At 59.4% G+C, this 19,905-nt stretch carries 17 protein-coding genes; 9 read left to right on the top strand and 8 right to left on the bottom strand.

Features of this window, described 5'->3' with window-relative positions; all coding sequences use genetic code 11:
* Positions 1 to 808: 808 nt before the first annotated feature.
* Genes Q1A91_RS17575 through Q1A91_RS17590 form a run of 4 tightly spaced genes read right to left on the bottom strand, consistent with a single transcriptional unit; the run spans position 809 to position 4,601 of the window.
* Entirely contained in the window at positions 809 to 1,783 is a 975-nt protein-coding gene (locus tag Q1A91_RS17575; RefSeq protein WP_299880458.1) for an ornithine cyclodeaminase family protein, read from the bottom strand.
* Entirely contained in the window at positions 1,780 to 2,280 is a 501-nt protein-coding gene (locus tag Q1A91_RS17580; protein ID WP_299880461.1) for a TRAP transporter small permease, read from the bottom strand. The genes Q1A91_RS17575 and Q1A91_RS17580 overlap by 4 nt, the downstream gene beginning before the upstream one ends.
* Positions 2,277 to 3,257: a TRAP transporter substrate-binding protein gene (locus tag Q1A91_RS17585; protein ID WP_299880464.1), complete on the bottom strand. Its 981-nt coding sequence runs from the start codon at positions 3,255 to 3,257 to the stop codon at positions 2,277 to 2,279. The genes Q1A91_RS17580 and Q1A91_RS17585 overlap by 4 nt, the downstream gene beginning before the upstream one ends.
* 24 nt (positions 3,258 to 3,281) lie before the next feature.
* Positions 3,282 to 4,601: a TRAP transporter large permease gene (locus Q1A91_RS17590; RefSeq protein WP_299880469.1), complete on the bottom strand. Its 1,320-nt coding sequence runs from the start codon at positions 4,599 to 4,601 to the stop codon at positions 3,282 to 3,284.
* A gap of 83 nt (positions 4,602 to 4,684) precedes the next feature.
* Here Q1A91_RS17590 and Q1A91_RS17595 point away from each other — a divergent pair, with 83 nt between their 5' ends.
* The 6 genes from Q1A91_RS17595 to Q1A91_RS17620 all read left to right on the top strand — a co-directional run bounded on the left by Q1A91_RS17595 (position 4,685) and on the right by Q1A91_RS17620 (position 11,293).
* Entirely contained in the window at positions 4,685 to 5,323 is a 639-nt protein-coding gene (locus tag Q1A91_RS17595; protein ID WP_299880472.1) for a helix-turn-helix domain-containing protein, read from the top strand.
* Positions 5,307 to 6,743, top strand: coding sequence for an amidase (locus Q1A91_RS17600; RefSeq protein ID WP_299880475.1), 1,437 nt, complete (start codon positions 5,307 to 5,309; stop codon positions 6,741 to 6,743). Before Q1A91_RS17595 ends, Q1A91_RS17600 begins: the two co-directional genes overlap by 17 nt.
* Positions 6,744 to 6,752: 9 nt before the next feature.
* Entirely contained in the window at positions 6,753 to 7,166 is a 414-nt protein-coding gene (locus Q1A91_RS17605) for a nuclear transport factor 2 family protein (protein WP_299880479.1), read from the top strand.
* Between the two features lie 199 nt (positions 7,167 to 7,365).
* Complete coding sequence (locus Q1A91_RS17610) at positions 7,366 to 8,160, top strand: tryptophan 2,3-dioxygenase family protein (RefSeq protein ID WP_299880482.1); 795 nt, start codon at positions 7,366 to 7,368, stop codon at positions 8,158 to 8,160.
* Positions 8,157 to 9,359 carry a kynureninase gene (kynU, locus tag Q1A91_RS17615; protein ID WP_299880485.1) on the top strand — a complete coding sequence of 401 codons (1,203 nt, stop codon included), beginning with the start codon at positions 8,157 to 8,159 and terminating at the stop codon, positions 9,357 to 9,359. The genes Q1A91_RS17610 and kynU overlap by 4 nt, the downstream gene beginning before the upstream one ends.
* 1,109 nt (positions 9,360 to 10,468) lie before the next feature.
* On the top strand, positions 10,469 to 11,293 hold the full coding sequence (locus Q1A91_RS17620; RefSeq protein WP_299880488.1) for a bifunctional allantoicase/(S)-ureidoglycine aminohydrolase: 825 nt from the start codon (positions 10,469 to 10,471) through the stop codon (positions 11,291 to 11,293).
* A 67-nt stretch (positions 11,294 to 11,360) separates the two neighbouring features.
* Here the strand turns inward: Q1A91_RS17620 and Q1A91_RS17625 are convergent, their stop codons facing one another.
* Genes Q1A91_RS17625 through puuE form a run of 3 tightly spaced genes read right to left on the bottom strand, consistent with a single transcriptional unit; the run spans position 11,361 to position 14,739 of the window.
* Complete coding sequence (locus Q1A91_RS17625) at positions 11,361 to 12,791, bottom strand: nucleobase:cation symporter-2 family protein (RefSeq protein ID WP_299880491.1); 1,431 nt, start codon at positions 12,789 to 12,791, stop codon at positions 11,361 to 11,363.
* 26 nt (positions 12,792 to 12,817) lie between these two features.
* A complete protein-coding gene (locus Q1A91_RS17630; RefSeq protein WP_299880494.1) occupies positions 12,818 to 13,327 on the bottom strand; it encodes an ureidoglycolate lyase in 510 nt (169 codons plus the stop codon).
* Positions 13,324 to 14,739 (bottom strand): allantoinase PuuE, encoded by a 1,416-nt coding sequence (gene puuE, locus Q1A91_RS17635; RefSeq protein WP_299880497.1) that lies wholly within the window; start codon positions 14,737 to 14,739, stop codon positions 13,324 to 13,326. The genes Q1A91_RS17630 and puuE overlap by 4 nt, the downstream gene beginning before the upstream one ends.
* A 146-nt stretch (positions 14,740 to 14,885) precedes the next feature.
* Between puuE and uraH the strand changes: the two genes are divergently transcribed.
* A complete protein-coding gene (uraH, locus tag Q1A91_RS17640; protein ID WP_299880500.1) occupies positions 14,886 to 15,239 on the top strand; it encodes a hydroxyisourate hydrolase in 354 nt (117 codons plus the stop codon).
* On the opposite strand, the gene Q1A91_RS17645 is transcribed toward uraH, so the two are convergent.
* Positions 15,236 to 16,153 carry a LysR family transcriptional regulator gene (locus Q1A91_RS17645; protein WP_299880503.1) on the bottom strand — a complete coding sequence of 306 codons (918 nt, stop codon included), beginning with the start codon at positions 16,151 to 16,153 and terminating at the stop codon, positions 15,236 to 15,238. The genes uraH and Q1A91_RS17645 overlap by 4 nt on opposite strands.
* 99 nt (positions 16,154 to 16,252) lie before the next feature.
* Here Q1A91_RS17645 and Q1A91_RS17650 point away from each other — a divergent pair, with 99 nt between their 5' ends.
* Together Q1A91_RS17650 and Q1A91_RS17655 are read left to right on the top strand one after the other, a co-directional pair.
* Positions 16,253 to 17,488: a urate hydroxylase PuuD gene (locus Q1A91_RS17650; protein WP_299880506.1), complete on the top strand. Its 1,236-nt coding sequence runs from the start codon at positions 16,253 to 16,255 to the stop codon at positions 17,486 to 17,488.
* 586 nt (positions 17,489 to 18,074) lie between these two features.
* The gene (locus Q1A91_RS17655) at positions 18,075 to 19,892 is read left to right on the top strand and encodes a hypothetical protein (protein ID WP_299880509.1); all 1,818 of its coding nucleotides are present in this window, start codon (positions 18,075 to 18,077) and stop codon (positions 19,890 to 19,892) included.
* The last annotated feature ends 13 nt before the right edge of the window (positions 19,893 to 19,905 follow it).

A 19,905-nucleotide genomic window follows, 5' to 3' on the forward strand; every position in this document is an offset into this window, starting at 1 on the left:
GAGGCCGAATTTTCAGAGTGCGGGACAAACCTGCCTTTGGGTCTCCGAGGATCACCGACGCAGCCAAATTTATTAACTGCAGCGATTATGTCGCTGTAATATAACCCAAATCATCGAATCGGCAGCTCGCAGAAAAAAGGCTTTAACCACAAAATTTTGGTTGGATTTGCCTTTTGTCTTGGTGGGTCGTTTAATTCGCAGTTGGAAAAGGACACTGGTCGGATAGTCATGCTTCCCTGACCTCCATGTGTCGCCTAAGGATCAATTATGTTTCGGAGGGCGAGACATGATGATCAGACGTGATTACCTGCCGATCAACGACACAGGGTTGACTAATGGCAGTCTTTGCCGCGCAAGACCCGGCGGTCATCGCGAAGATCATGGACGCCTTTAGCTAACGTGGTAAGCCAGCCGTTTTCAGATGACACACCCAATTTCCCCGCAAATTGCCCGGTGCCCATTTGGCTTTCTGGATTCGGCATTCTCACGCAAGCTTCCCTTCAGGGTTCGGATCCAGAAACGGAATTAGTGTATCGCGCGTGGCTTGCGTTTGCCCTGGTTCAAGCCGCACTACCGCTTCCAGTTTGCGATCTTCGATGGTTAAGCTGGGAAATGCCAGCAACGTATCCGCGAAGTTCTCGAATGCAGATTAAGGACGGCACGGTCATGACCTGCACAGACATGAGTTAGCATCAGCTCGGTTGAATTGGCCTATGTGCCGATCGACTGATATTTGCTCGGTTATCGAATGGGCCTTGATATCAAGGCACCGCCAAAGGCCGCTCCGGAACAACCACGGGACGTCAGGTCAGCCAACACAATCGCCGTCTTTCGCTGTAACACGCCGAAACACTTCGAAAGCTGCAATCAGGTCCTGAACGATCAGCCCATGCGACTTGTATGCGGTGATTTGTTCGGGTACGCCGCGTCCTTCTTTCGTTTGGTCCAGAACATTGCCGATCTCGGTCACGGGATAGTCGCCGCCGATGGCACCTGCCTGCTTCGCGCCGATGATTTCGCCGGACTCGCGGTCCGAGCTTTCCAGCGCATCGGTAAACATCGACACCTGCGCAACGGCGGCATCATCGATTTCACGGCTGTCCGCGAGGCTTGCCCCCACGAGATTGAGATGCTGCCCCTCTTGCAACATCCCACCTTGCAGGTAGGGGGTGCGCGCGGCGGTCGTGGTGTGGATGACGTCAGCGCCCTTCAACGCATCGGCAAGGCTGTGCATTGCAGTAACGTCGCATTGGGCTTTCTCAAAGGATCTGCACAAAGCCTCTGCCGCCGCAAAGCGGCGCGCCCAAACGCGCACTTTTGCAGAAGGAAAGCACGCCAGTGACGCGCGCAGGTGCCATTCTGCCTGCTCTCCTGCACCGCAAATTGTGATGATTTCAGGATCCGGACGGGCAAGCGTCTGTGTCGCGAGCATCGACATCGCCGCCGTACGCATGGCGGTGATTCCGTCCGCGTCGAAACTTGCCAACGGCCGCCCATCGCGGCTGTCGAACAGCAAGACAAAGCCTTGGTGACTGGACAGGCCATTTGCCGCGGCATCGGGGTACAGGCTAAGAAACTTTGCGCCGTGGATCGGGGGCGTCGTCAGCCCGCCATACATGACACCGACGCGCCCTTTATCATTCACAGGGGCCGCAAACCGGGGTGGGTGGGATGCCTGCCCCCTTGATACCGAGATCATGGCGGCTTTGAGCGGATCGATCAGATCAGTCGTCGAAATTGTATCGCGAATATCCGCCGCAGAGAAGAAGGGGGGAGGGGTCATGGTTTGTGTTCCTTGGTAAAGAGCATTGCACTCAGATGCAGCAGGATGACCGAACAACACAGGGGCACAACCGCACCTACCAGCGCCATGTTCAGCCCCAAGCCCGGCGAGGTGCGGTTGCTGCTGCGCCATAGAAATCCCCGTTGGATATTCATGTCAGGGCCCACGATTGCATAATAAATGATGGGTGCAAGAAAGACGATGACGGTCAGAAACAACAAAGCCATGGCGGCTATCCTGCGCGGTCGACCGGCGTTTTCAGAAATGGTCACGACCGTCGGGTCAAGCCGTCGCTTGAACGCGCAGGTCGCGCCCAGCAATCCGGCCCAGACCATCAGATAGCGCGCCAGTTCTTCGGTCCAGGTAAAGGGGTGGTCAAACCCGTAGCGTGCCCAGATTTGCAAAAGCACGATCAGGACCATACCCACCAAGGCGGATTTTGCGAGGAAAAGGCAAGCACGGTCCACGCCCACGCTTGCCAGTGTGATTGCGTTCACTTGCGCGTCGCCTCGGCCAATTCGCGAAAGGCATCAACGGCGGTGGCGGGCATCAGAACGTCCCATGCGGCCCGGCTGCGCGTCTTGAAGTCTTCCAGAGCCGCGCTGTCCAGGGTCGAAACCGTTACGCCGTTTTTCTTCAGCCCTTCGATTTCAGTGCTGGCTGCCTTTGTGGTCCACGCGCGGTTGTTGGTGTTGGCGGTGGACACGGCCGCGTCGACGATCGCTTTGGTTGCGTCGTCCAGACCTGCGTACCAATCAGCCGACATCAAGGCCGAGCGGAACGGCGTGCCCGCACCAAGATCGGTGTAATGGGTCAGAAACTCGGTATGGCGAAAGATCAGCGCCACGACTGGCGGGTTGAAATAGCCGTCCACGATGCCCTGCTGCACAGCGCCTGCAAACTCGGGCATGTCCACGACGACACCCTGCACGCCCCACTGCTTGAAAAGTTCGATCTGGCTGGCATCAATGGCACGCAGCCGCACGCCGTCCAAATCAGCCACGTTTGCCACGGGCTTGCCAGAGTTGAAAACACCCATCGTGCCGCCCAGTCCGGTCAGCGCTGCGATGCGGATGCCCTGGGCCTCCATTGATGCGCGGATCCCGTTCATCAGGTCACTTTCGGTGTCCTGCGTCGCGCGAAAGAAGTGCTCCATGTCATCAAACATATAAGGGGCCAGGAAGCCCAGAACCGTTTCGTCCACCTCCTTGATCATCACGAAATTGGTAAGCCCGAATTGCAGTAGTCCCTGGCTTAGCTGATCGACGATTTCGGGGTCCTTTCCCAGCGCACCACCGGTGAACACTGTGGCCTCCAGGCCTGCATCGCGGAGACCGGCAGCAAGGTCTTCGGCATAGACCCAATCGGCGCAGGCATCTACCGGTGGGCACCCCACCGCGATCTTGATTTCATCTGCCCATGCCGGTGCTGCCGTAAGCATCCCTATGGCCATTGCATATAACATATTCTTCATCGTCGTTCTCCCAGGTTGAAAAAGTTATCGGATAAGGCCTAATACGCGCGGCAGGGCGAGGGTAATTTCGGGCAGTAGGATCAGCAGGATCAACAAGGTGAGTTGCACGATCAGAAACGGCAGAATGGCAAGGCTGAGGCGCAGGTAATTGACACCACTGGCCGCAGAAATGACCATCAGGCAGCCACCGAAGGGGGGTGAGATCAGGCCCAGCGTCAGGTTCAGACAGCTTACCACGCCCACATGCACCGGATCCGCGCCGCCCGCGATGGCCGCCGGGATCAGCACCGGCACCAGCAGCACAAGCGCCATGGACACATCCATCACCATGCCTGCCAGAAACATGATGCCACTGGCCAGCAGGAAGTAAGACGTGCTGTTCAATCCTGCTGACTGCACCCATGAGGCGATCTGCTCGGGCACCTGCAAAAGCCCCATCAGGTAGCCGAACACCGCCGCTGCAAAGAGGATCATAAAGATCGACCCGGTCAGCATGACCGTGCGCTCAACCGATGCGGAGGTCAGGCTTGCCGTGATGCGCACTGCGTCACCGGGGCTGTTGCGGTCCAGAAGGGCATAGGCAAAGACCAGCAGCAGCGTGATCGCAACCGCGATGCCTGCCGCCTCTGTCGGGGTGACAAGGCCGAAAACGATGCCCGCCACGATGGTGATCGGGATCAACAGGGCGGGCAGCGCGCGCAGGATGGTTGCGGCGACGGGAGGCAGGCTTTCTGCCGTGCCGCCAGGGTGGTTCTCGCGGCGGGCGATCCAGAAGTTGTAGCCGCCCAGAAATACCGCCATCAGCAGCCCCGGCACGATGCCACCCGCAAAAAGGGCCGCGACCGAGACATTCATCAACGCGCCATAAAAGATCATTACGATGCTGGGCGGGATGATCGGCCCGATGACGCAACTGGCCGCCGTCAACGCTGCGGCAAAGTCGCGGCGATACCCTTTTTCCGCCATCGCGGGCACTAATGTGTTGGTCGTCGCCGCCGCATCAGCCACCGCAGAGCCCGAGATCCCCGCCAGAAAGACGCTGGAGGCGATGTTGACGTAGCCCAAACCGCCTTTCAGCCGTCCCACGATCAGCATGGCCAGATCGATCAACACCCGCGTGACGCCGCCCTTTGTCATGGTCTCGCCCGCCAGAATGAACAGCGGCATTGCCAGAAAGGTAAAGACGTCGATCTGGCTGAAGATGCGCTGCGGCAGGATGCCCAGATAAGCGGCATGATCGCTGAAAACAAAGGCCAGCACGGCGGCGGCGCCCGCGACATAACTGATCGCGACCCCTGACAGGATCGCCGCCAACGCAAACGCAAAGAGAAGCAGCCAGATCATGAAAAAAACTCCTTGAGGTCAGCATAGTTTTCCGATAGGAAAAATGTCAACGAATTTTATTATCGGAAAAATGTGAAGCCAAAATGGTCAAGAAAGAAATGGCGGGCCTTGCGGAAAATCATCGCGCAGCCTTTGGGGAGCGCGTTCAGAAGCTACGCAAGGCGCAAAACCTCACGTTGCAGCAGGTCTCGAAGGCCAGTGAGCTTGCGGTATCCACAGTTTCCAAAATTGAAAACTCCCACCTTTCACCCACCTATGACGTGATGCTGAAGCTTAGTGCGGGTCTGGGCACTGACTTGGTTTCCCTATTGGAAAATTCGCCAACGCTTACGCCGAAGCCCACGAGTTCAGGGCGGCTGGCTGTTTCACGCGGAAACGAACTGTCAAAACTGAACGCGGGCCCATATGTCTATGAACCCATTGGAACGCAGCTCAAGAACACGCTGATCGATGCAACCTTTGTGACCGTCACAGCCCGCGATGTGGAGGCGTTCAAGGACCCCATTCGCCACGCCGGCGAGGAACTGGTGGTGGTCATCAGCGGTGCGGTGGAACTGCACACTGATCTCTACGAGCCCATCCGCCTGAATGCCGGCGACAGCGTCTATTACGACGCGGGCATGTCACACGCCTATATCTCGGTCAGCGATGACGATGCCCGCATTCTCAACATTGTGTCCGGCGCCTCCATGAAAGGGTTGCTGCATGCTGAGCAGGGATGAATGGGTCCGCCATGACCTTGTCGGAATGGCCGAATTGGCAGCCTCGGGCGCGGTGTCGCGGCGGGACATCCTGCTGACGGCAATCCGCGAGATCGAGCGTCTGAACCCTGCGCTGAATGCGGTCAATGTCACACAATTCGAACAGGCGCTCGACGCTCTGGACAAGGCACCAGAGGATGCGCGCTTTGCCGGGCTGCCCTATCTGATCAAAGACTTGCACGCACCGGTCAAGGGCATGCCGCTGTCCAATGGCAGTGTTCGGTTCAAAGGCACCGTTTTCGATTTCGATTCGACCACAGTGTCCCGCCTGCGTGGCAGTGGCCTTGCGTTTCTGGGCCGGACGGCATCGCCCGAGTTTGGCCTGTCGCTGGCGACCGAAAGTGAGGCCTGGGGCATCAGCCGCAATCCGTGGAACCTTGAACGTGGTGCCGGGGGGTCCAGCGGCGGGTCTGCGGCGGCTGTTGCCTCTGGCATGTTGCCCGCCGCACATGCGACGGATAGCGCCGGGTCAATTCGCATCCCTGCGGCGTTTAACGGTCTGGTCGGGTTGAAGCCTACCCGCGCCATCAATGCCTTTGGCCCGCACAGGGGGGATCCGAATTTTGGCATGAGCCATGAGCATGCAGTCACCCGCACGGTCCGCGACACTGCCGCCTTGCTCGATATCACTGCTGGCCCTGATGCGGGCTGCCCCTATTTTACCGCCAAGCCGGATACAGCGTTTGAGGCGTTGATCGAAACGCCACCGGCGCGGTTGAAGATCGGCTTTGTCACGACACAGTTTCACGGGGACGTGGTCGACGGGCAGAGCAAATTGGCGGTCGAGCGGACGGCAAAATTGCTTGAGGATCTTGGGCATACAGTGACGCCCGCCATGCCGCAATTCGACAGCGCCCTGCTGACGGACACGATGATCCGGCTGTTGATGGGGTCGCTTGCGGGACTGTTTGTCGGCACCCCGATGGCGGAAGATACCGACCTAGAGGGATTTCAAGACATCACCAGACAAGCGATCCGGTTCTCCCAAAGCACATCTCTTGGCGAACACCTGCAACGCGCAGGCATCATCAACCAACAGGTGCGCGCGCTTGCCCGGTACTTTGAGACCTTTGACGTGCTGCTGACGCCCGCCACCAACGGGCCTGCGCCCGCGCATGGCGTGCTGCGCATGGATCAAGGCGATCTGGATGGCTTTCTGGAGCGTCTTTTCACAATCAGCCCGTTCAGCGCCGCCTTCAACGCCTCCGGCCAGCCCGCCATCAGCCTGCCGGTGCACGAAACCCCGGATGGCCTGCCCATTGGCATCCAGCTGGTGGCCGGATTTGCGCGTGATGCGACGCTGTTGCGGCTTGCGGCGCAGCTTGAGGCGGCCAGCACATGGAACACAACTGCACCTGATCAGGGTGCTTTGACAGCGTAAGGAAAACAAATGTCGACTGCAAAAGATGCCCTGCAGGGCCTGTTCACCGCCCTTGAGGAACGCAACCACGCCGCGGCAATGGACTGTTTCACGGATGACGCCGTGTTATTCGATCCGCACTACCCGACCCCAAAAATGGAGGGTCGTGCGGCGATCGCCAAGGGGCTGACTTGGGGGCTCAAGTCGATGAAGCAGTTCGGCTTTACCATCGAAAAGACCTATCAGGGTGAAAACGGCACATCCTGCGCTGTTGAGATCGACACCCATCATTTTCTTTCAGGCGGGCAAGAATTACGCTTCCCACAGGCGTTCTTTGTCGAAACGACAGACGGCAAGATATCCGCGTTTCGTGCCTATGAGCCTTATGGGCCGAATGGTTTCATGGGCTTCATGCTGAGGTTGTCTCACAAGTTCGCCAAGTGAGGCGCTGCTGACCGCAAAAGCAAATGCGCCCAAGCGTGAGTGCAGGACAGGTATCAGCCCAGGCAGATACGGCGCGAGCGGTGACCCTCTACGCCCGTAAGTGGGTCACGGGCCACCCTGGTTTGGGTACATTCTCAAAACATCTGATTGGAGATTCCCAGTGACAGGAGCATACGACCCGCAAAGCGACGGGGCCAAAATGTCATTTGCCCAAGACATGAGCTATTCTGACTATCTGGCGCTTGACCCGATCCTGGGGGCGCAGAAACGCCTGTCCCCTGCGCACGACGAGATGTTGTTCATCATCCAGCATCAGACATCCGAACTTTGGATGCGGCTGGTCTTGCACGAGTTATCGACAGCGCGAGAGGCTTTGGCACAGGGCGACTTTCCATCCGCTCTCAAAATGCTGAGCCGGGTCGCACGGATATTTGAGCAACTCAACAACGCCTGGGACGTGTTGCGCACCATGACACCCAGCGAATACACCCAGTTCCGCGATGACCTTGGGGCCTCCTCCGGTTTCCAGTCACACCAATACCGTCTGATCGAGTTCATTCTTGGCAACCGCAACCGCGCCATGATGAAGGTCCATGAACACCGCCCCGAACTCCATCATATGTTGGGGCAGGAACTGACAACGCGCTCGGTCTATCATGTTGCGTTGGATCAGCTGGCGCAGGCGCTGAATGTTGAGTTTGAGACGTCGATCTTTCGAATGGATACGCCCCACGTGGCGGACCCGAAGGTGATGGAGGCTTGGGCAACGATCTACAAGGACCTGGGCAAACACTGGGCCCTCTACGAACTGGCTGAAAAGCTTGTCGATCTAGAAGACTACTTTCGCCGCTGGCGTTTCAATCACGTCACCACCGTGGAGCGGATCATTGGTTTCAAACGTGGGACTGGCGGCACTTCGGGTGTGAGGTATCTGCGCAAAATGCTCGAAGTGGAACTGTTCCCGGAGCTTTGGAACGTGAGGGGACAGCTATGAAAGATCAGCGGGTGAACTTGCCTGTCAAAGACCGCTTTGTCCTGCCCGAAGGCATGATTTACCTTGACGGAAATTCGCTTGGGCCGCTACCCTGCGGTGTGGAGCAGGCGGTTTCAAACGCGGTCACCGCACAGTGGGGCGGCCATTTGATCAAGGCCTGGAACGTTGATGGCTGGATGAACCAGCCCATGCGTGTGGGTAACAAGATCAGCCGTCTTCTGGGCGCAGCCAAAGACAGCATTACGATGGGCGATACGCTGTCAGTCAAAGTGTTTCAGGCGCTGGCATCGTCTTTGAAACTGCGCCCCGACCGCAAGGTCATTTTGTCTGACAGTGGCAATTTCCCCTCCGATCTGTACATGGCGCAAGGGTTGATCCAACACTTGGATCAAGGCCACGAATTGCGGATTGTGCCGCCAGAAGATGTCGCCGCAGCCCTCACGGATGAGGTCGCGGTTGCCATGATCACGCAGGTTGATTACCGCACTGGCCGCATGCACGACATGCAACACGTCACACAGGCCGCCCACGCTTGCGGGGCCGTCATGCTGTGGGATCTGGCCCATAGCGCGGGGGCGGTCCCGGTTGATCTGACAAAGTCACAATGTGAGTTTGCTGTGGGGTGCACCTATAAGTACCTTAATGGCGGACCAGGGGCCCCCGCCTTCATTTATGTCCGTCCTGACCTGATTGGGCAAATTTCTCCCGCCCTTAGCGGCTGGTTGGGACATGATGCACCTTTTGCGTTTGAGTCAAATTACCGGCCGGCGCCTGATATCGAGCGGATGCGTGTCGGCACACCGCCAGTTCTCCAACTGACGACGCTGGAAACCGCGTTAGACGCATGGGACGGGGTCGATATGCAGGACCTCCGCAAGGCAAGCCTGCACTTGTCAGACGTGTTCATTTCTCAGGTTGAGGCCAAATGCCCATCTTTGACTCTAATCAGTCCGAGAAATGGCGCAGAGCGAGGCAGCCAAGTGTCCTTCGCGTTTGATCACGGATATGCGATGGTTCAGGCGCTGATTGCGCGCGATGTGATTGGTGATTTTCGCGCACCAAATGTGATGCGCTTTGGATTTACACCGCTTTACCTGGACGAAACCGACGTCCGCCGGGCAGTCGATATTCTTGCCGACGTTCTGGATAACCGACTTTGGGACAGGCCGGAATTCCAGTCCGTCAATCACGTGACCTGACAGGAACTAAATCGGGTATGCGGCAGTTGCCTTGTCAGCGAGGGGCACAGCCCTGCCATCCTGAACATGCAGCCTTTTACCCCTTTCAGCTATGCGGGTTCCGAGCTGAATGCGGTGCCGTTGTCTAACCGATTGACCGCCCATGACGCTCTCAGTTGGATACGGCAAACTAGGTCCGCATCGCTTGGCCCAAGACTTCATTGAAGGATGCGAAAAACCAATTCTCACAACCAAGGATATGGGAGTGCCTCGTAGAGTACTGCCAAAATTGTGACCGAACTTTGAAGGCAACAACTCCGATGACGGCTTTGTCTCGGTCCTTCGCGTTGAGATTGCCTGCGATGTAAGTATGGTTTCGGAACTGGACCAAATCGATGTTTTCAATGACCGCTTTGCAAAAATACTTGGCAATAGAGCGCTTGCCGTGTTGCACATTCCACCGAATGCTGTGTCAGCGAAGAAGCAAATATGAGCGTCTGGAAAGTCCGCGTCTGGTTAGTTGGAACGACGTGCGGCGAAGGGGCGGTCTGGGTTTAGGCAAATTTGGTGCCTGTGAATGACCGCTTTGACGACGCTGCCGCATTACAAAAGAAACGGTGCTGCGGGTGCGAACGAATGCTGCGTCAGCAATAGCCGTGACTGCGCAAGGCCGCTTTGTCCCGCGTCTGTTGTGTCCGACCTGGCTGCAGCGAACGTACGGTCTCGGTTCCCGTCAAAACCATGCCTGCGAATGACCGGTCTGACGGCAGTTGCTGAAACGCCGAGTATCACCTGCCGCGAGTGCAAACGAATGCTGCGTCAGCAACATGCCCAAACTTCAATGTCGGGAAAGTCCGCACAGCCGACCTTGCCATTTAACACGATGACCGTCCGGGCCGGATCAGAAATGCCTCAGGGTTCGGCCAGGTTTGCTTGGGAGCGTCCTTCGAAGCGCCTCGAGAGATCGGCCAGCACCGACGCAAGCGGCCGCGCCCTTCCAAGAGCATCCAAAGCCCCCGCGCCATTTTCAAATCATCCCGGAAAGTCCTGTTTCATGTTTACGGCTGGTCTTGGCCGCCTGAAGCGCGCATGATTTCCGCGACTTACGCGCCATCAAAAGGACGCCTCGCATGTCTGCCAAATACTACGCCCCAACCGGGGGGCATCCGCCGCAAGATCAGCTTCTGACCGACCGGGCCATTTTCACCGAAGGCTATGCCGTCATTCCCAAAGGCACGATGCGTGACATCGTCACCAGCTTTCTGCCGTTTTGGCAGGACACGCGCCTGTGGGTGATTGCACGGCCCCTGAGCGGCTTTGCGGAGACGTTTTCGCAATACATCATGGAAGTCGCACCCGGCGGTGGCTCTGATCAGCCGGAGACGGATGCGGGGGCGGAAGCGGTGCTGTTTGTGGTGGGCGGCACGGCGACGCTGACGGTGGGCGGGCAGGTGCATGTGTTGGAAGAAGGCAGCTATGCCTTTCTGCCCCCCGGTGCGGCGTGGACGCTGCACAATCGCAGCGAAGAAGTGTTGCGGTTTCACTGGATCCGCAAGGCCTATGAGGCGGTCCCGGGGCTGGAGGCGCCGGAGGTGATCATAGCAAATGAGAACGACATCGCGCCCACCATCATGCCGGATACGGATGGCAAATGGGGCACCACACGGTTCGTCGATCCAGGCGATCTGCGCCACGACATGCACGTGACGATTGTCACCTTTGAACCCGGCGCGGTGATCCCGTTTCTGGAGACCCATGTGATGGAGCATGGGCTTTATGTGCTGGAGGGCAAAGCGGTCTACCGGCTCAACAACGATTGGGTTGAGGTGGAGGCGGGGGATTACATGTGGCTGCGCGCGTTCTGTCCGCAGGCCTGTTATGCGGGCGGGCCGGGGCGGTTTCGGTATCTGCTTTATAAGGACGTGAACCGGCATATGCCGCTGCGGCTGCGCTAACAGTTGACGCACCAAAAAAGGCCCGGTCAATGTGACCGGGCCTTTTCTGTTTGGGAATATGGGAGGGCTATCCCTTGAGTGACCCTTCACCGTGGCCCGACAGGCCGCCCGAGACTTCCTCGGTCGCGGCCTCGGACAGGTCTTGTGGCAGGATCAGGTTCAGCACAATCGCGATGACAGCGGCGGGCAAGAGGCCCGATGTCATCAGGATGCGCAGGGTGTCGGGCAGGTATTGCACCGCTTTGGGATCAAGTTGCAGGCCCAGCCCGATGCTGAGGGCAATGGCGAAGATCACCATGTTGCGGCGGTTCCAGTTCACATCCGACAGCATGGAGATGCCAGCCGCCACGACCATGCCGAACATCACGATCACCCCGCCGCCCAGCACTTCGATGGGGATGGTGCGGATCACCGCGCCCACTTTGGGGATCAATCCGCAGACGATCAGGAAGAGCGCGCCGATGGTCACCACATGGCGGCTCATCACACCTGTCATGGCGATGAGGCCGACGTTCTGGCTGAAGGAGGTGTTGGGAAAGCCGCCGAAGATGCCCGCCACGGCGGAACCGACACCATCTGCATAGGTGGCACCTTCGATCTCCTTGTCGGTGGCTTCACGGCCCGCGCCGCCTTTGGTGATGCCGGACACGTCACCCACGGTTTCCACGGCGGAGACGAAAGCCATCAGGCAAAAGCCGATGATGGCGGCCATGCTCATCTCAAACCCGTATTTGAACGGGACGGGGAAGGCCACGGGTGCGGCACGGCCCCAGCTGGTGGCGATGCCGTCGAGGGTGACCATGCCCATGGCCAGCGCATAGAGGTAGCCCACGATGATGCCGATCACCACGGCGGAGACGGCGAGCATGCCTTTGGCGTAGAATTTCAGCCCCAGCGTGACGAGGATCACCACAAGCGCGGCGGACCAGTTCAGCAGGCTGCCGTATTCGGGTTTGTCGATGGCGGGCACACCGCCGGCCGCATATTGAATGCCGACCTTGACCAGTGCCAGACCGATCATGGTGACAACCAGCCCGGTGACGAGCGGCGGCAGGGCAAAGCGGATCTTGCCGATGAAGGTGGCAATGAAGGTATGGAACAGCCCGCCGATGACCACGCCGCCAAACAAGGCGGGCAGGGCTTCGACGCCTTTGCCCGCCACAAGCGGGATCATGATCGGGATAAAGGCAAAGCTGGTGCCTTGTACGATGGGCAGGCGCGCGCCCACGGGGCCAAGGCCGATGGTCTGAAACAGCGTCGCGATCCCGGCAAAGAGCATGGACATCTGGATGAGATACGTCATGTCCGGGAACCCCTGCGCGCCCGCGTCAGAGCCGAAGCCAAACCCCGCAGCACCCGCGATGATGATCGCAGGTGTGACGTTCGAGACAAACATTGCCAGCACATGCTGGATGCCCAGCGGCACCGCGCGGTGAAGCGCTGGCGTGTAGTTGGGATCGCGGAGCTGCTCCGGCGTCCCGATTGAGGTATCGGTCATGGTTGTCGTCTCCCTTTGGTCGGTGGTCAGCCTTTGGCTGTATTATTGTCGTCGTGGGTGATCATGTAGGCGGTGTCGAACCAGTGTTCTTCGAGATTTGCGCCGGGGCCGATCCGGTCCACCACGGCAAAGAGGCCGGGGGCGGAGAGCGGTGTGAGCACCCCGTGCCAGGTGCCACGGTGAAAGTTGATCGCTTGTCCGGGGCTGGTCAGGAAGGCCTGTGGCAGGCCCGGTGTGCCGCTTGCGTCCGGTGCGACGATAACCAGAAAGCCCTGTTCGGACATCGGGATGAAGAGTTGGGAGCCATCGGGATGCCGCTCCATCATCTCAAGCGCCAGGGGCAGGCTGCGCGGTTCGGCCTGAAACAGGCTGACGCCTGCGCGGCCATCCGCGAAATCGAGTGTTGCGCGGTCATGATAGCGCCCGCAGAGCCCTTGGTTGATGAGTTTGTCGGGCGCGCCTGAGGTGTCGATCAGATCCCCGAAGGGGGCAAAGGCCGCTTGGGTGATCGGCGCGATTTGCAGGGTTGTGGTCATGTGCCGAACTTCTCTGACAGGCGCAGTTCGGCGATGCGTTCGACTTGGCGGCAGGCCTCGGCGAATTCCGTCTCTCCGTCATTTTCGATGCGGCGCTGGAAGGCCTCCATGATGCTGGTCTTGGTGTGGTCACGCACGGCGATGATGAAGGGAAAGCCGTGCTTTTCGACGTAGCGGGCGTTGAGCGCCTGAAAGGTGGCGCGTTCATCATCGGTCAGCAGATCGAGGCCCGCACCGGCCTGTTCGGCGGTGCTTTCAGCCGTCAGTTTGCCCGCAGCGGCCAGTTTGCCGGCAAGGTCGGGGTGGGCGCGCAGCACAGCAAGGCGCTGATCGGCAGAGGCGGTGCGGAAGATGCGGCAAAGCAGTTGGTGCACGCCTGCGGCGCAATCATGAGTGGGCCCGCGTTCCAGCGCGCAAGCGCCTTTGGCGATCCAGGGGCTGTGCTCAAAAATGCCGCCGTATTCGGCGACGAAGGCTTCTGTCGACATCGCGGACGGGGACGGGGCGGAAGCGGGTGCGGGATGTTCGCGCGCCCAGTGCTGCGCGATGTGCCGGCGTGTGGCGAACCAGACGCCATCATGGGCCTGCATGTGCTTGAGCGCGCGGGCGAGGGCCGCAGCACGTCCCGGACGGCCAATCAGGCGGCAGTGCAGCCCGATGGAGAGCATCTTGGGCGCGCCAGCTTCACCTTCGGCATAGAGCACGTCAAAGCTGTCCTTGAGATAGCTTTCGAACTGATCGCCATTGGTGAACCCGGCTTGGATGGCAAAGCGCATGTCGTTGCAATCCATGGTGTAGGGCACGATCAGCTGATCACGGTCGCCAAAGCGCATCCAATAGGGCAGGTCATCGGCGTAGCTGTCCGCGACATAGTCGAACTGGCCCGTCTCCGCCGCCAGCCGGACGGTGTTGGTGGAGCAGCGCCCGGTGTACCAGCCGCGTGGGGCGTCGCCGGTGACTTCGGTGTGCAGGCGGATGGCCTGCGCGATCTGGGCGCGCTCTTCGTCTTCTGCCATGTCCTTGTGTTCGATCCACTTCAACCCGTGGCTCGCGATCTCCCACCCGGCGGCTTTCATCGCGGCCACTTGCTGCGGTGCGCGGGCGAGGGCGGTGGCGACCCCGTAGACGGTGATCGGCAGGTCTTGCAGCAGACGGTGCACCCGCCAGAAGCCTGCGCGGGAGCCATATTCGTACAAGGTCTCCATGTTCCAATGCCGCTGATCGGGCCAGGCCTGCGCGCCGGTGATTTCGGACAGGAAAGCCTCGGATGCGGGGTCCCCGTGGAGGATGTTGTTCTCTCCGCCTTCCTCATAGTTCAGGACGATCTGCACGGCGATCCGTGCCCCGTTTGGCCAATTGGCGTGGGGTGGTGTGGCACCATAGCCTGTCATGTCACGTGGATAGGGGGTCACGGGGGGTCTCCTTTTGGTATCGCCTGTGTATTGCACTTAATCGGGTTTGGTTTTCAAAAAAAATGCGAAAGACCATAGTGTGGACTGGCTTTGCCATGTGCGGTGTGGGCAGATTAGGCATAGTGCACACGTTTTGGAGATAAATGATGTCCGGATACCTCACGACACATGTGCTGGATACAGCGCGCGGTTGCCCTGCGCAGGGTTTGCAGATCGACCTTTACCGGCTGGAGGGGGAGGTGCGGACGCACCTCAAGACGCTGAGCACCAATGCAGACGGGCGCACGGATGAGCAGATCCTGCCTGCCGATGTGTTTGAGGTCGGCACCTATGAGCTGGTCTTTCACGCCGGTGCCTATCTGGATGCCAGCGGCGTGCCTGCGGAAAGCCCGCGCTTTCTGGACGTGATCCCGCTGCGCTTTGGCATGTCGGAGGCGTCGCATTATCACGTGCCGCTGCTGCTGTCGCCGTTCGGGTATTCGACGTATCGCGGCAGTTAGGGGCGCGTCTGTGCGCGGACGGTCTTGCTGATGCGCTCAATCACAAACTCCATGAACAGACGGGCCTTGGGGTCTTGCCGTTTGCGGTGGGTAAAGAGGCAGGCCATCTGAATGGGTTCGGGTGGTGTCTGCGTGGCGACAGGGACAAGGCGACCGGCTGCCATGTGGTCGGCCACTTCAAAGCCGGGTTTCATTGCGATGCCGTGCCCGGCCAGTGCCCAATCGGTCAGCACATCGCCGTCATCACATTCGTACCGGCCTGCAACGGGATATTTGCGTGGGCCGTCTGGTGTGGTCAGGGGCCATTGGAACTCAACCGCGCCGGGATAGCGCAGGTTCAGGCATTCGTGCCTGTCCGCGACCAGATCATCGCCCGACACAGGCATGCCACGGGCCGCGATATATGCGGGTGCGGCGCAGAGCACGCGGGCCACATCAGCGATCTTGCGCATGCGCAGGGTGCTGTCTTCGGGCTGGCCCAGAAAAAACGCGAGGTCCAGCCCCTCGGTGGTCAGGTCCACCCTGCGGTCGGTGAGGCGCAGACGGATTTGTACTTCGGGGTATTTCTCCAGAAAGTCAGGTACTTGTGGCGCGATCAGGCGTCGGCCCACGCCCAGCGGCGCGGCGACAAACAGCGATCCTTTGGGGTTGTCGGTGATCTTGACCACCTGTGCCTCCGCGCTTTCCACGGAATCGAGCACGGCACAGGCTCCGCCGTAGAACGCCTTGCCCTGTTCAGTGGGCGTCAGCGACCGGGTGGTGCGTTGGAACAGGCGCACGCTGAGGTGATCCTCCAGCTGGGAAATCCGCGAGGAGGTCACAGCCGGGGAGATGCGCAGATCCCGCCCGGCGGCGGACATGCTGCCAAGCTCATAGACACGGACAAATGTGCGGATATTCTCAAAGTAGGACATTGTTCTGATTTTTTTGATGCTGCTTGGCGTTTTGCGACAATACCAGAAGAGTTGCGGATCGCATAGGGTGCACGAAACACAACCCGTCGGAGTGCGTAGATGTATGATTTGGCAGTCGTTTGGGACTGGATCGCCTTTTCGGTGCGCTGGTTGCATGTGGTTACGGCAATGGCGTGGATTGGCGCGTCGTTCTTTTTCATCGCGCTGGATCTGGGGCTGAAGAAAGCTCCCAACATGCCCGCTGGCGTCAGCGGAGAAGAATGGCAGGTACACGGTGGCGGCTTTTACCACATTCAGAAATACATGGTCGCACCGCCCAACATGCCGGAGCATCTAATCTGGCACAAATGGCAGAGTTACATCACCTGGGTGTCGGGCGCGGCGCTGTTGATGATTGTCTATTGGGTTGGGGGAGAGTTGTTCCTGCTGGATCCGACCAAGGCGGAACTGGCGTTGTGGCAGGGGATTGTGATCTCTGGCGGGTCGTTGACGATTGGCTGGCTTGCCTATGATCTCATGTGCAAATCCAGATTAAGTGAGCGGCCTACGGTATTGATGTTGCTGCTGTTTGTCATTCTGGTGGCGATGTCCTGGGGGTATAATCAGATCTTCACGGGCCGCGCAGCGCTGCTGCATCTGGGGGCGTTCACGGCGACGATCATGACCGCGAATGTGTTTTTCCAGATCATGCCGAACCAGCGCATCGTGGTGGCGGACCTCAAGGCCGGGCGCACGCCGGATGCGAAATACGGCAAGATCGCCAAGGTGCGGTCGACCCACAACAACTATCTGACGCTGCCGGTGGTGTTTTTGATGCTGGCAAATCACTACCCGCTGTCGTTCGGGACGGAATACGCCTGGATCATCGCCAGTCTGATTTTCCTCACCGGGGTGACGATCCGTCATTACTTCAACACGTTGCATGCTACAGGGGCGGGGCCGCATTGGACCTGGGCGGTGACGGTCTTGTTGATGCTGGTGATTGCGTGGCTGTCGTCGGTTCGGCCAACGGAGACATGGGAAGACGCGGAGGCGCGACCGCTGACGGCCTATGAGCAGAAGTTCGCATCCGCCGCCGGGTTCGAGGAGGCCTATGACGCGGTCATTGGCAATTGTTCGATGTGTCATGCGCGGGAACCGGTATGGGAGGGGATCAGGTGGGCCCCCAAGGGCGTGCATCTGGAAACCCCCGGCGATGTGGCACGGCAGGCCAGCCAGATTTATCTGCAAGCCGGGATCAGCCATGCGATGCCACCGCCCAACGCAATTGCCATGGATGCGGAGGCACGGGCGGTGATTGTGGCCTGGGTGCAGGAAGTACGCCAGAGCAACTGAGGCGGGAGCAGGGCGATGGGGTCGATTGGCCGCCCTTGGCGCTGTGTTGGCCATCAGACGGCTTGGGCAGGGCGGGCGTGATGCGGCAAGGCCGGTCGGTTCACGCCGTGTGATGCCATTGGTAAGATGTCACATTTCAAACAATTAGGCGCATGCAGGCTTTGAGGGTGGCAAGCGCTGATGAGGCGTTTTTAGCTGGAACGGGCAGATATCCAGAGCGAAAAAACCTTTATAGACACCTGTAAATAAGACATAAATCTGGCGGCATATTTCTGCCTCTCGGCGGGAAGCTGCTGTGTTTGGTGGTCCAGGCCCCGCGTTTCCGACGGTTGCCGCGTATTATGTTATCCTGACAATGCCTTATCTGCCTCGGCTATTTTGCCGGTCTTTGTGGTGGGTCAGGTGGCTGACTTGTCTGCGGCTTTTTTGACGAAGGATTTTGGTGATGAAACGCATGTACGGCCGCTCCGCGGCACTGAAGATTTCCCTTTTCCGGAACCTGTGTGTCGGCTTTCTTCGACGCTGCCGAAGGGGAGGTGCGCAATCGGAGCGCAGGCTGCTTGCGGTACCTGCTGTTGCGCTGAGCGTGCTTGTCACAGCGCAACCGGTTTGGGCACAGGCGTTTTCCGCTGAAGACGTGCGGCGTTACAATGTCGGGCCGGTGAATGCGCCTGCCTATCTTGCGGGGTTCGATTCCGCGACCCTCAAGACCCGGCCCCGCTGCGTGCGCGCACGGGCGGGCCTTGTGGATGGACCAGCCGTGCCCGCCAATTCCGAGTTTCGATACATCTCCAGCGTTGATGAGATTTTCAGCCAGCAGCAGCTTGCTGTGGGCGCGCGGGTTGCGGTCAAATACATGGGGGTCGGGGCCAGCGTAGACACGCGCTACAGCCAGATCGAGACGTCGTCCCGACGGTTTGAGAATGGTGCGATCTATGGCTATTTCGAACGGGTGGAGCCTATTCGTTTCCGCTCCGCACCGCGTATTCGGTTCACGCCGGAAGGGCGGCGTTTGCATGATGAGGCGGTTCTGTCCCGCAATATGGCTGCGTTCTATGCGGCTTGCGGGGATGAGATCATCGTCGGGCGGCAACGGGCCAGCTATGCGCAGGTGATCGGGACCCTCCGGTTTGAGGAGGGCATGGACGAGTCTCAAAAGTCGCTTGCGGTTGAGGCTTCCGTCAAAGTGGCGACCGGTGTGCTGAATGTCTCTGCCTCTGCCAGTGTAGAGCAGGACCAGCATCTGCGGGAGGCGTTCTCAAGGACCGAAGTGCGCACGCAGACGACCTTTACCGGGAACCCGGTGGGGTGTGAGGCACCCAGCCAGACGCTGGAATCCGCAGGTGCGTTCTTTGCCTGTTTCACTGCGCAGGATGATCGGCTGACGTCTGATCTGCATGCCATCTATACGGTGCGCTATCAGGATGTGATCAACGGGTTTGGCACATTGCCGGATCTGGATGTGGCGGAGGACCGTGAGGAGGATGTGCGGCGCATTCTGAATGCGCTGTCGCTGCATGAGTTGGCCTTGCTGGAGATTGATGGCCGCAACGACGGGCAGGAAGCCATTCTGCGGAAGGATTACCGGCAGTTGGTTGCCCGGTTTGTGGCCGAAGGCGGGTGTCTGGCCCGGTTTGGTCCCTATTGCGAGAACATGGTGACGCGGTTGCGGACGCATCCCGTGGCCTCCCGCCAGAATGCACGGGCGCTGGTTGATCAGATGCTGACCCTGAACCGCAGGTGCAATGAGCCAACGGCCGCTGACATCACCGCCTGGCCGATGGTCAGCGGTCGTGGGTTTCTGGGGTGCAGGCGGTGTGGCATCGGCTTGCAGCCGGTCTTCCTTGACGGACGCAACGGCCAATGTGGCCTGCCGATCGATCCGCCGGAGGCGAATGTGGTGCGGTTCTATGCAAGCGACCTGACCCGGCGGGCGCTGGTTGCAGGGGGATCGGATTCCGGCGGCCCGAGCGAGCGCGACGTCTATATGTCCCATTGTCGCGCAAGGGGGGAAGGCTGTGGCACGCCTGCGGCCAATGCGGTGTGTGAAGCGCGCGGGTTTGACAAGATGCGCCGTTTTTTCACCGCGCGCTATCCGCAGACGATCCACATGGATGGCACGTTTTGCTCTCAACAGCATGAAAACACGCAGCTTATCCCCAAGACCTGCCGGGTGTTCGCGATGCTGGATTGCGCCTGTCCGCCGCAGCATCAGGCGGTGGGGCGCGCCTGTGTGTTTGTGCCGGATGCGGTCGTGGGCGTTGCGATCGAGTTTCAGCACGATCCGAACCCCAGTGAAGAGGAAAGCGGCACGCTGGGTCTGAGGGCGGTGCCCGGAGCGGCACAGACCCGACCTTTGATGATTTTCGAGGGCATTCGTCTGCCCGCCCAGAATGACAATTGAAGAAGGAAATGTG

Source organism: uncultured Sulfitobacter sp., assembly GCF_947500075.1.
Lineage (GTDB): Bacteria > Pseudomonadota > Alphaproteobacteria > Rhodobacterales > Rhodobacteraceae > Sulfitobacter.

Excerpts from the sequence above, each read along its gene's own strand:
- Q1A91_RS17575 (WP_299880458.1), bottom strand. The coding sequence starts at position 1,783 with ATGACCCCTCCCCCCTTCTTCTCTGCGGCGGATATTCGCGATACAATT.
- Q1A91_RS17585 (WP_299880464.1), bottom strand. The coding sequence starts at position 3,257 with ATGAAGAATATGTTATATGCAATGGCCATAGGGATGCTTACGGCAGCA.
- Q1A91_RS17590 (WP_299880469.1), bottom strand. The coding sequence starts at position 4,601 with ATGATCTGGCTGCTTCTCTTTGCGTTTGCGTTGGCGGCGATCCTGTCA.
- Q1A91_RS17595 (WP_299880472.1), top strand. The coding sequence starts at position 4,685 with ATGGTCAAGAAAGAAATGGCGGGCCTTGCGGAAAATCATCGCGCAGCC.
- Q1A91_RS17600 (WP_299880475.1), top strand. The coding sequence starts at position 5,307 with ATGCTGAGCAGGGATGAATGGGTCCGCCATGACCTTGTCGGAATGGCC.
- Q1A91_RS17605 (WP_299880479.1), top strand. The coding sequence starts at position 6,753 with ATGTCGACTGCAAAAGATGCCCTGCAGGGCCTGTTCACCGCCCTTGAG.
- Q1A91_RS17610 (WP_299880482.1), top strand. The coding sequence starts at position 7,366 with ATGTCATTTGCCCAAGACATGAGCTATTCTGACTATCTGGCGCTTGAC.
- kynU (WP_299880485.1), top strand. The coding sequence starts at position 8,157 with ATGAAAGATCAGCGGGTGAACTTGCCTGTCAAAGACCGCTTTGTCCTG.
- Q1A91_RS17620 (WP_299880488.1), top strand. The coding sequence starts at position 10,469 with ATGTCTGCCAAATACTACGCCCCAACCGGGGGGCATCCGCCGCAAGAT.
- Q1A91_RS17625 (WP_299880491.1), bottom strand. The coding sequence starts at position 12,791 with ATGACCGATACCTCAATCGGGACGCCGGAGCAGCTCCGCGATCCCAAC.
- Q1A91_RS17630 (WP_299880494.1), bottom strand. The coding sequence starts at position 13,327 with ATGACCACAACCCTGCAAATCGCGCCGATCACCCAAGCGGCCTTTGCC.
- uraH (WP_299880500.1), top strand. The coding sequence starts at position 14,886 with ATGTCCGGATACCTCACGACACATGTGCTGGATACAGCGCGCGGTTGC.
- Q1A91_RS17645 (WP_299880503.1), bottom strand. The coding sequence starts at position 16,153 with ATGTCCTACTTTGAGAATATCCGCACATTTGTCCGTGTCTATGAGCTT.
- Q1A91_RS17650 (WP_299880506.1), top strand. The coding sequence starts at position 16,253 with ATGTATGATTTGGCAGTCGTTTGGGACTGGATCGCCTTTTCGGTGCGC.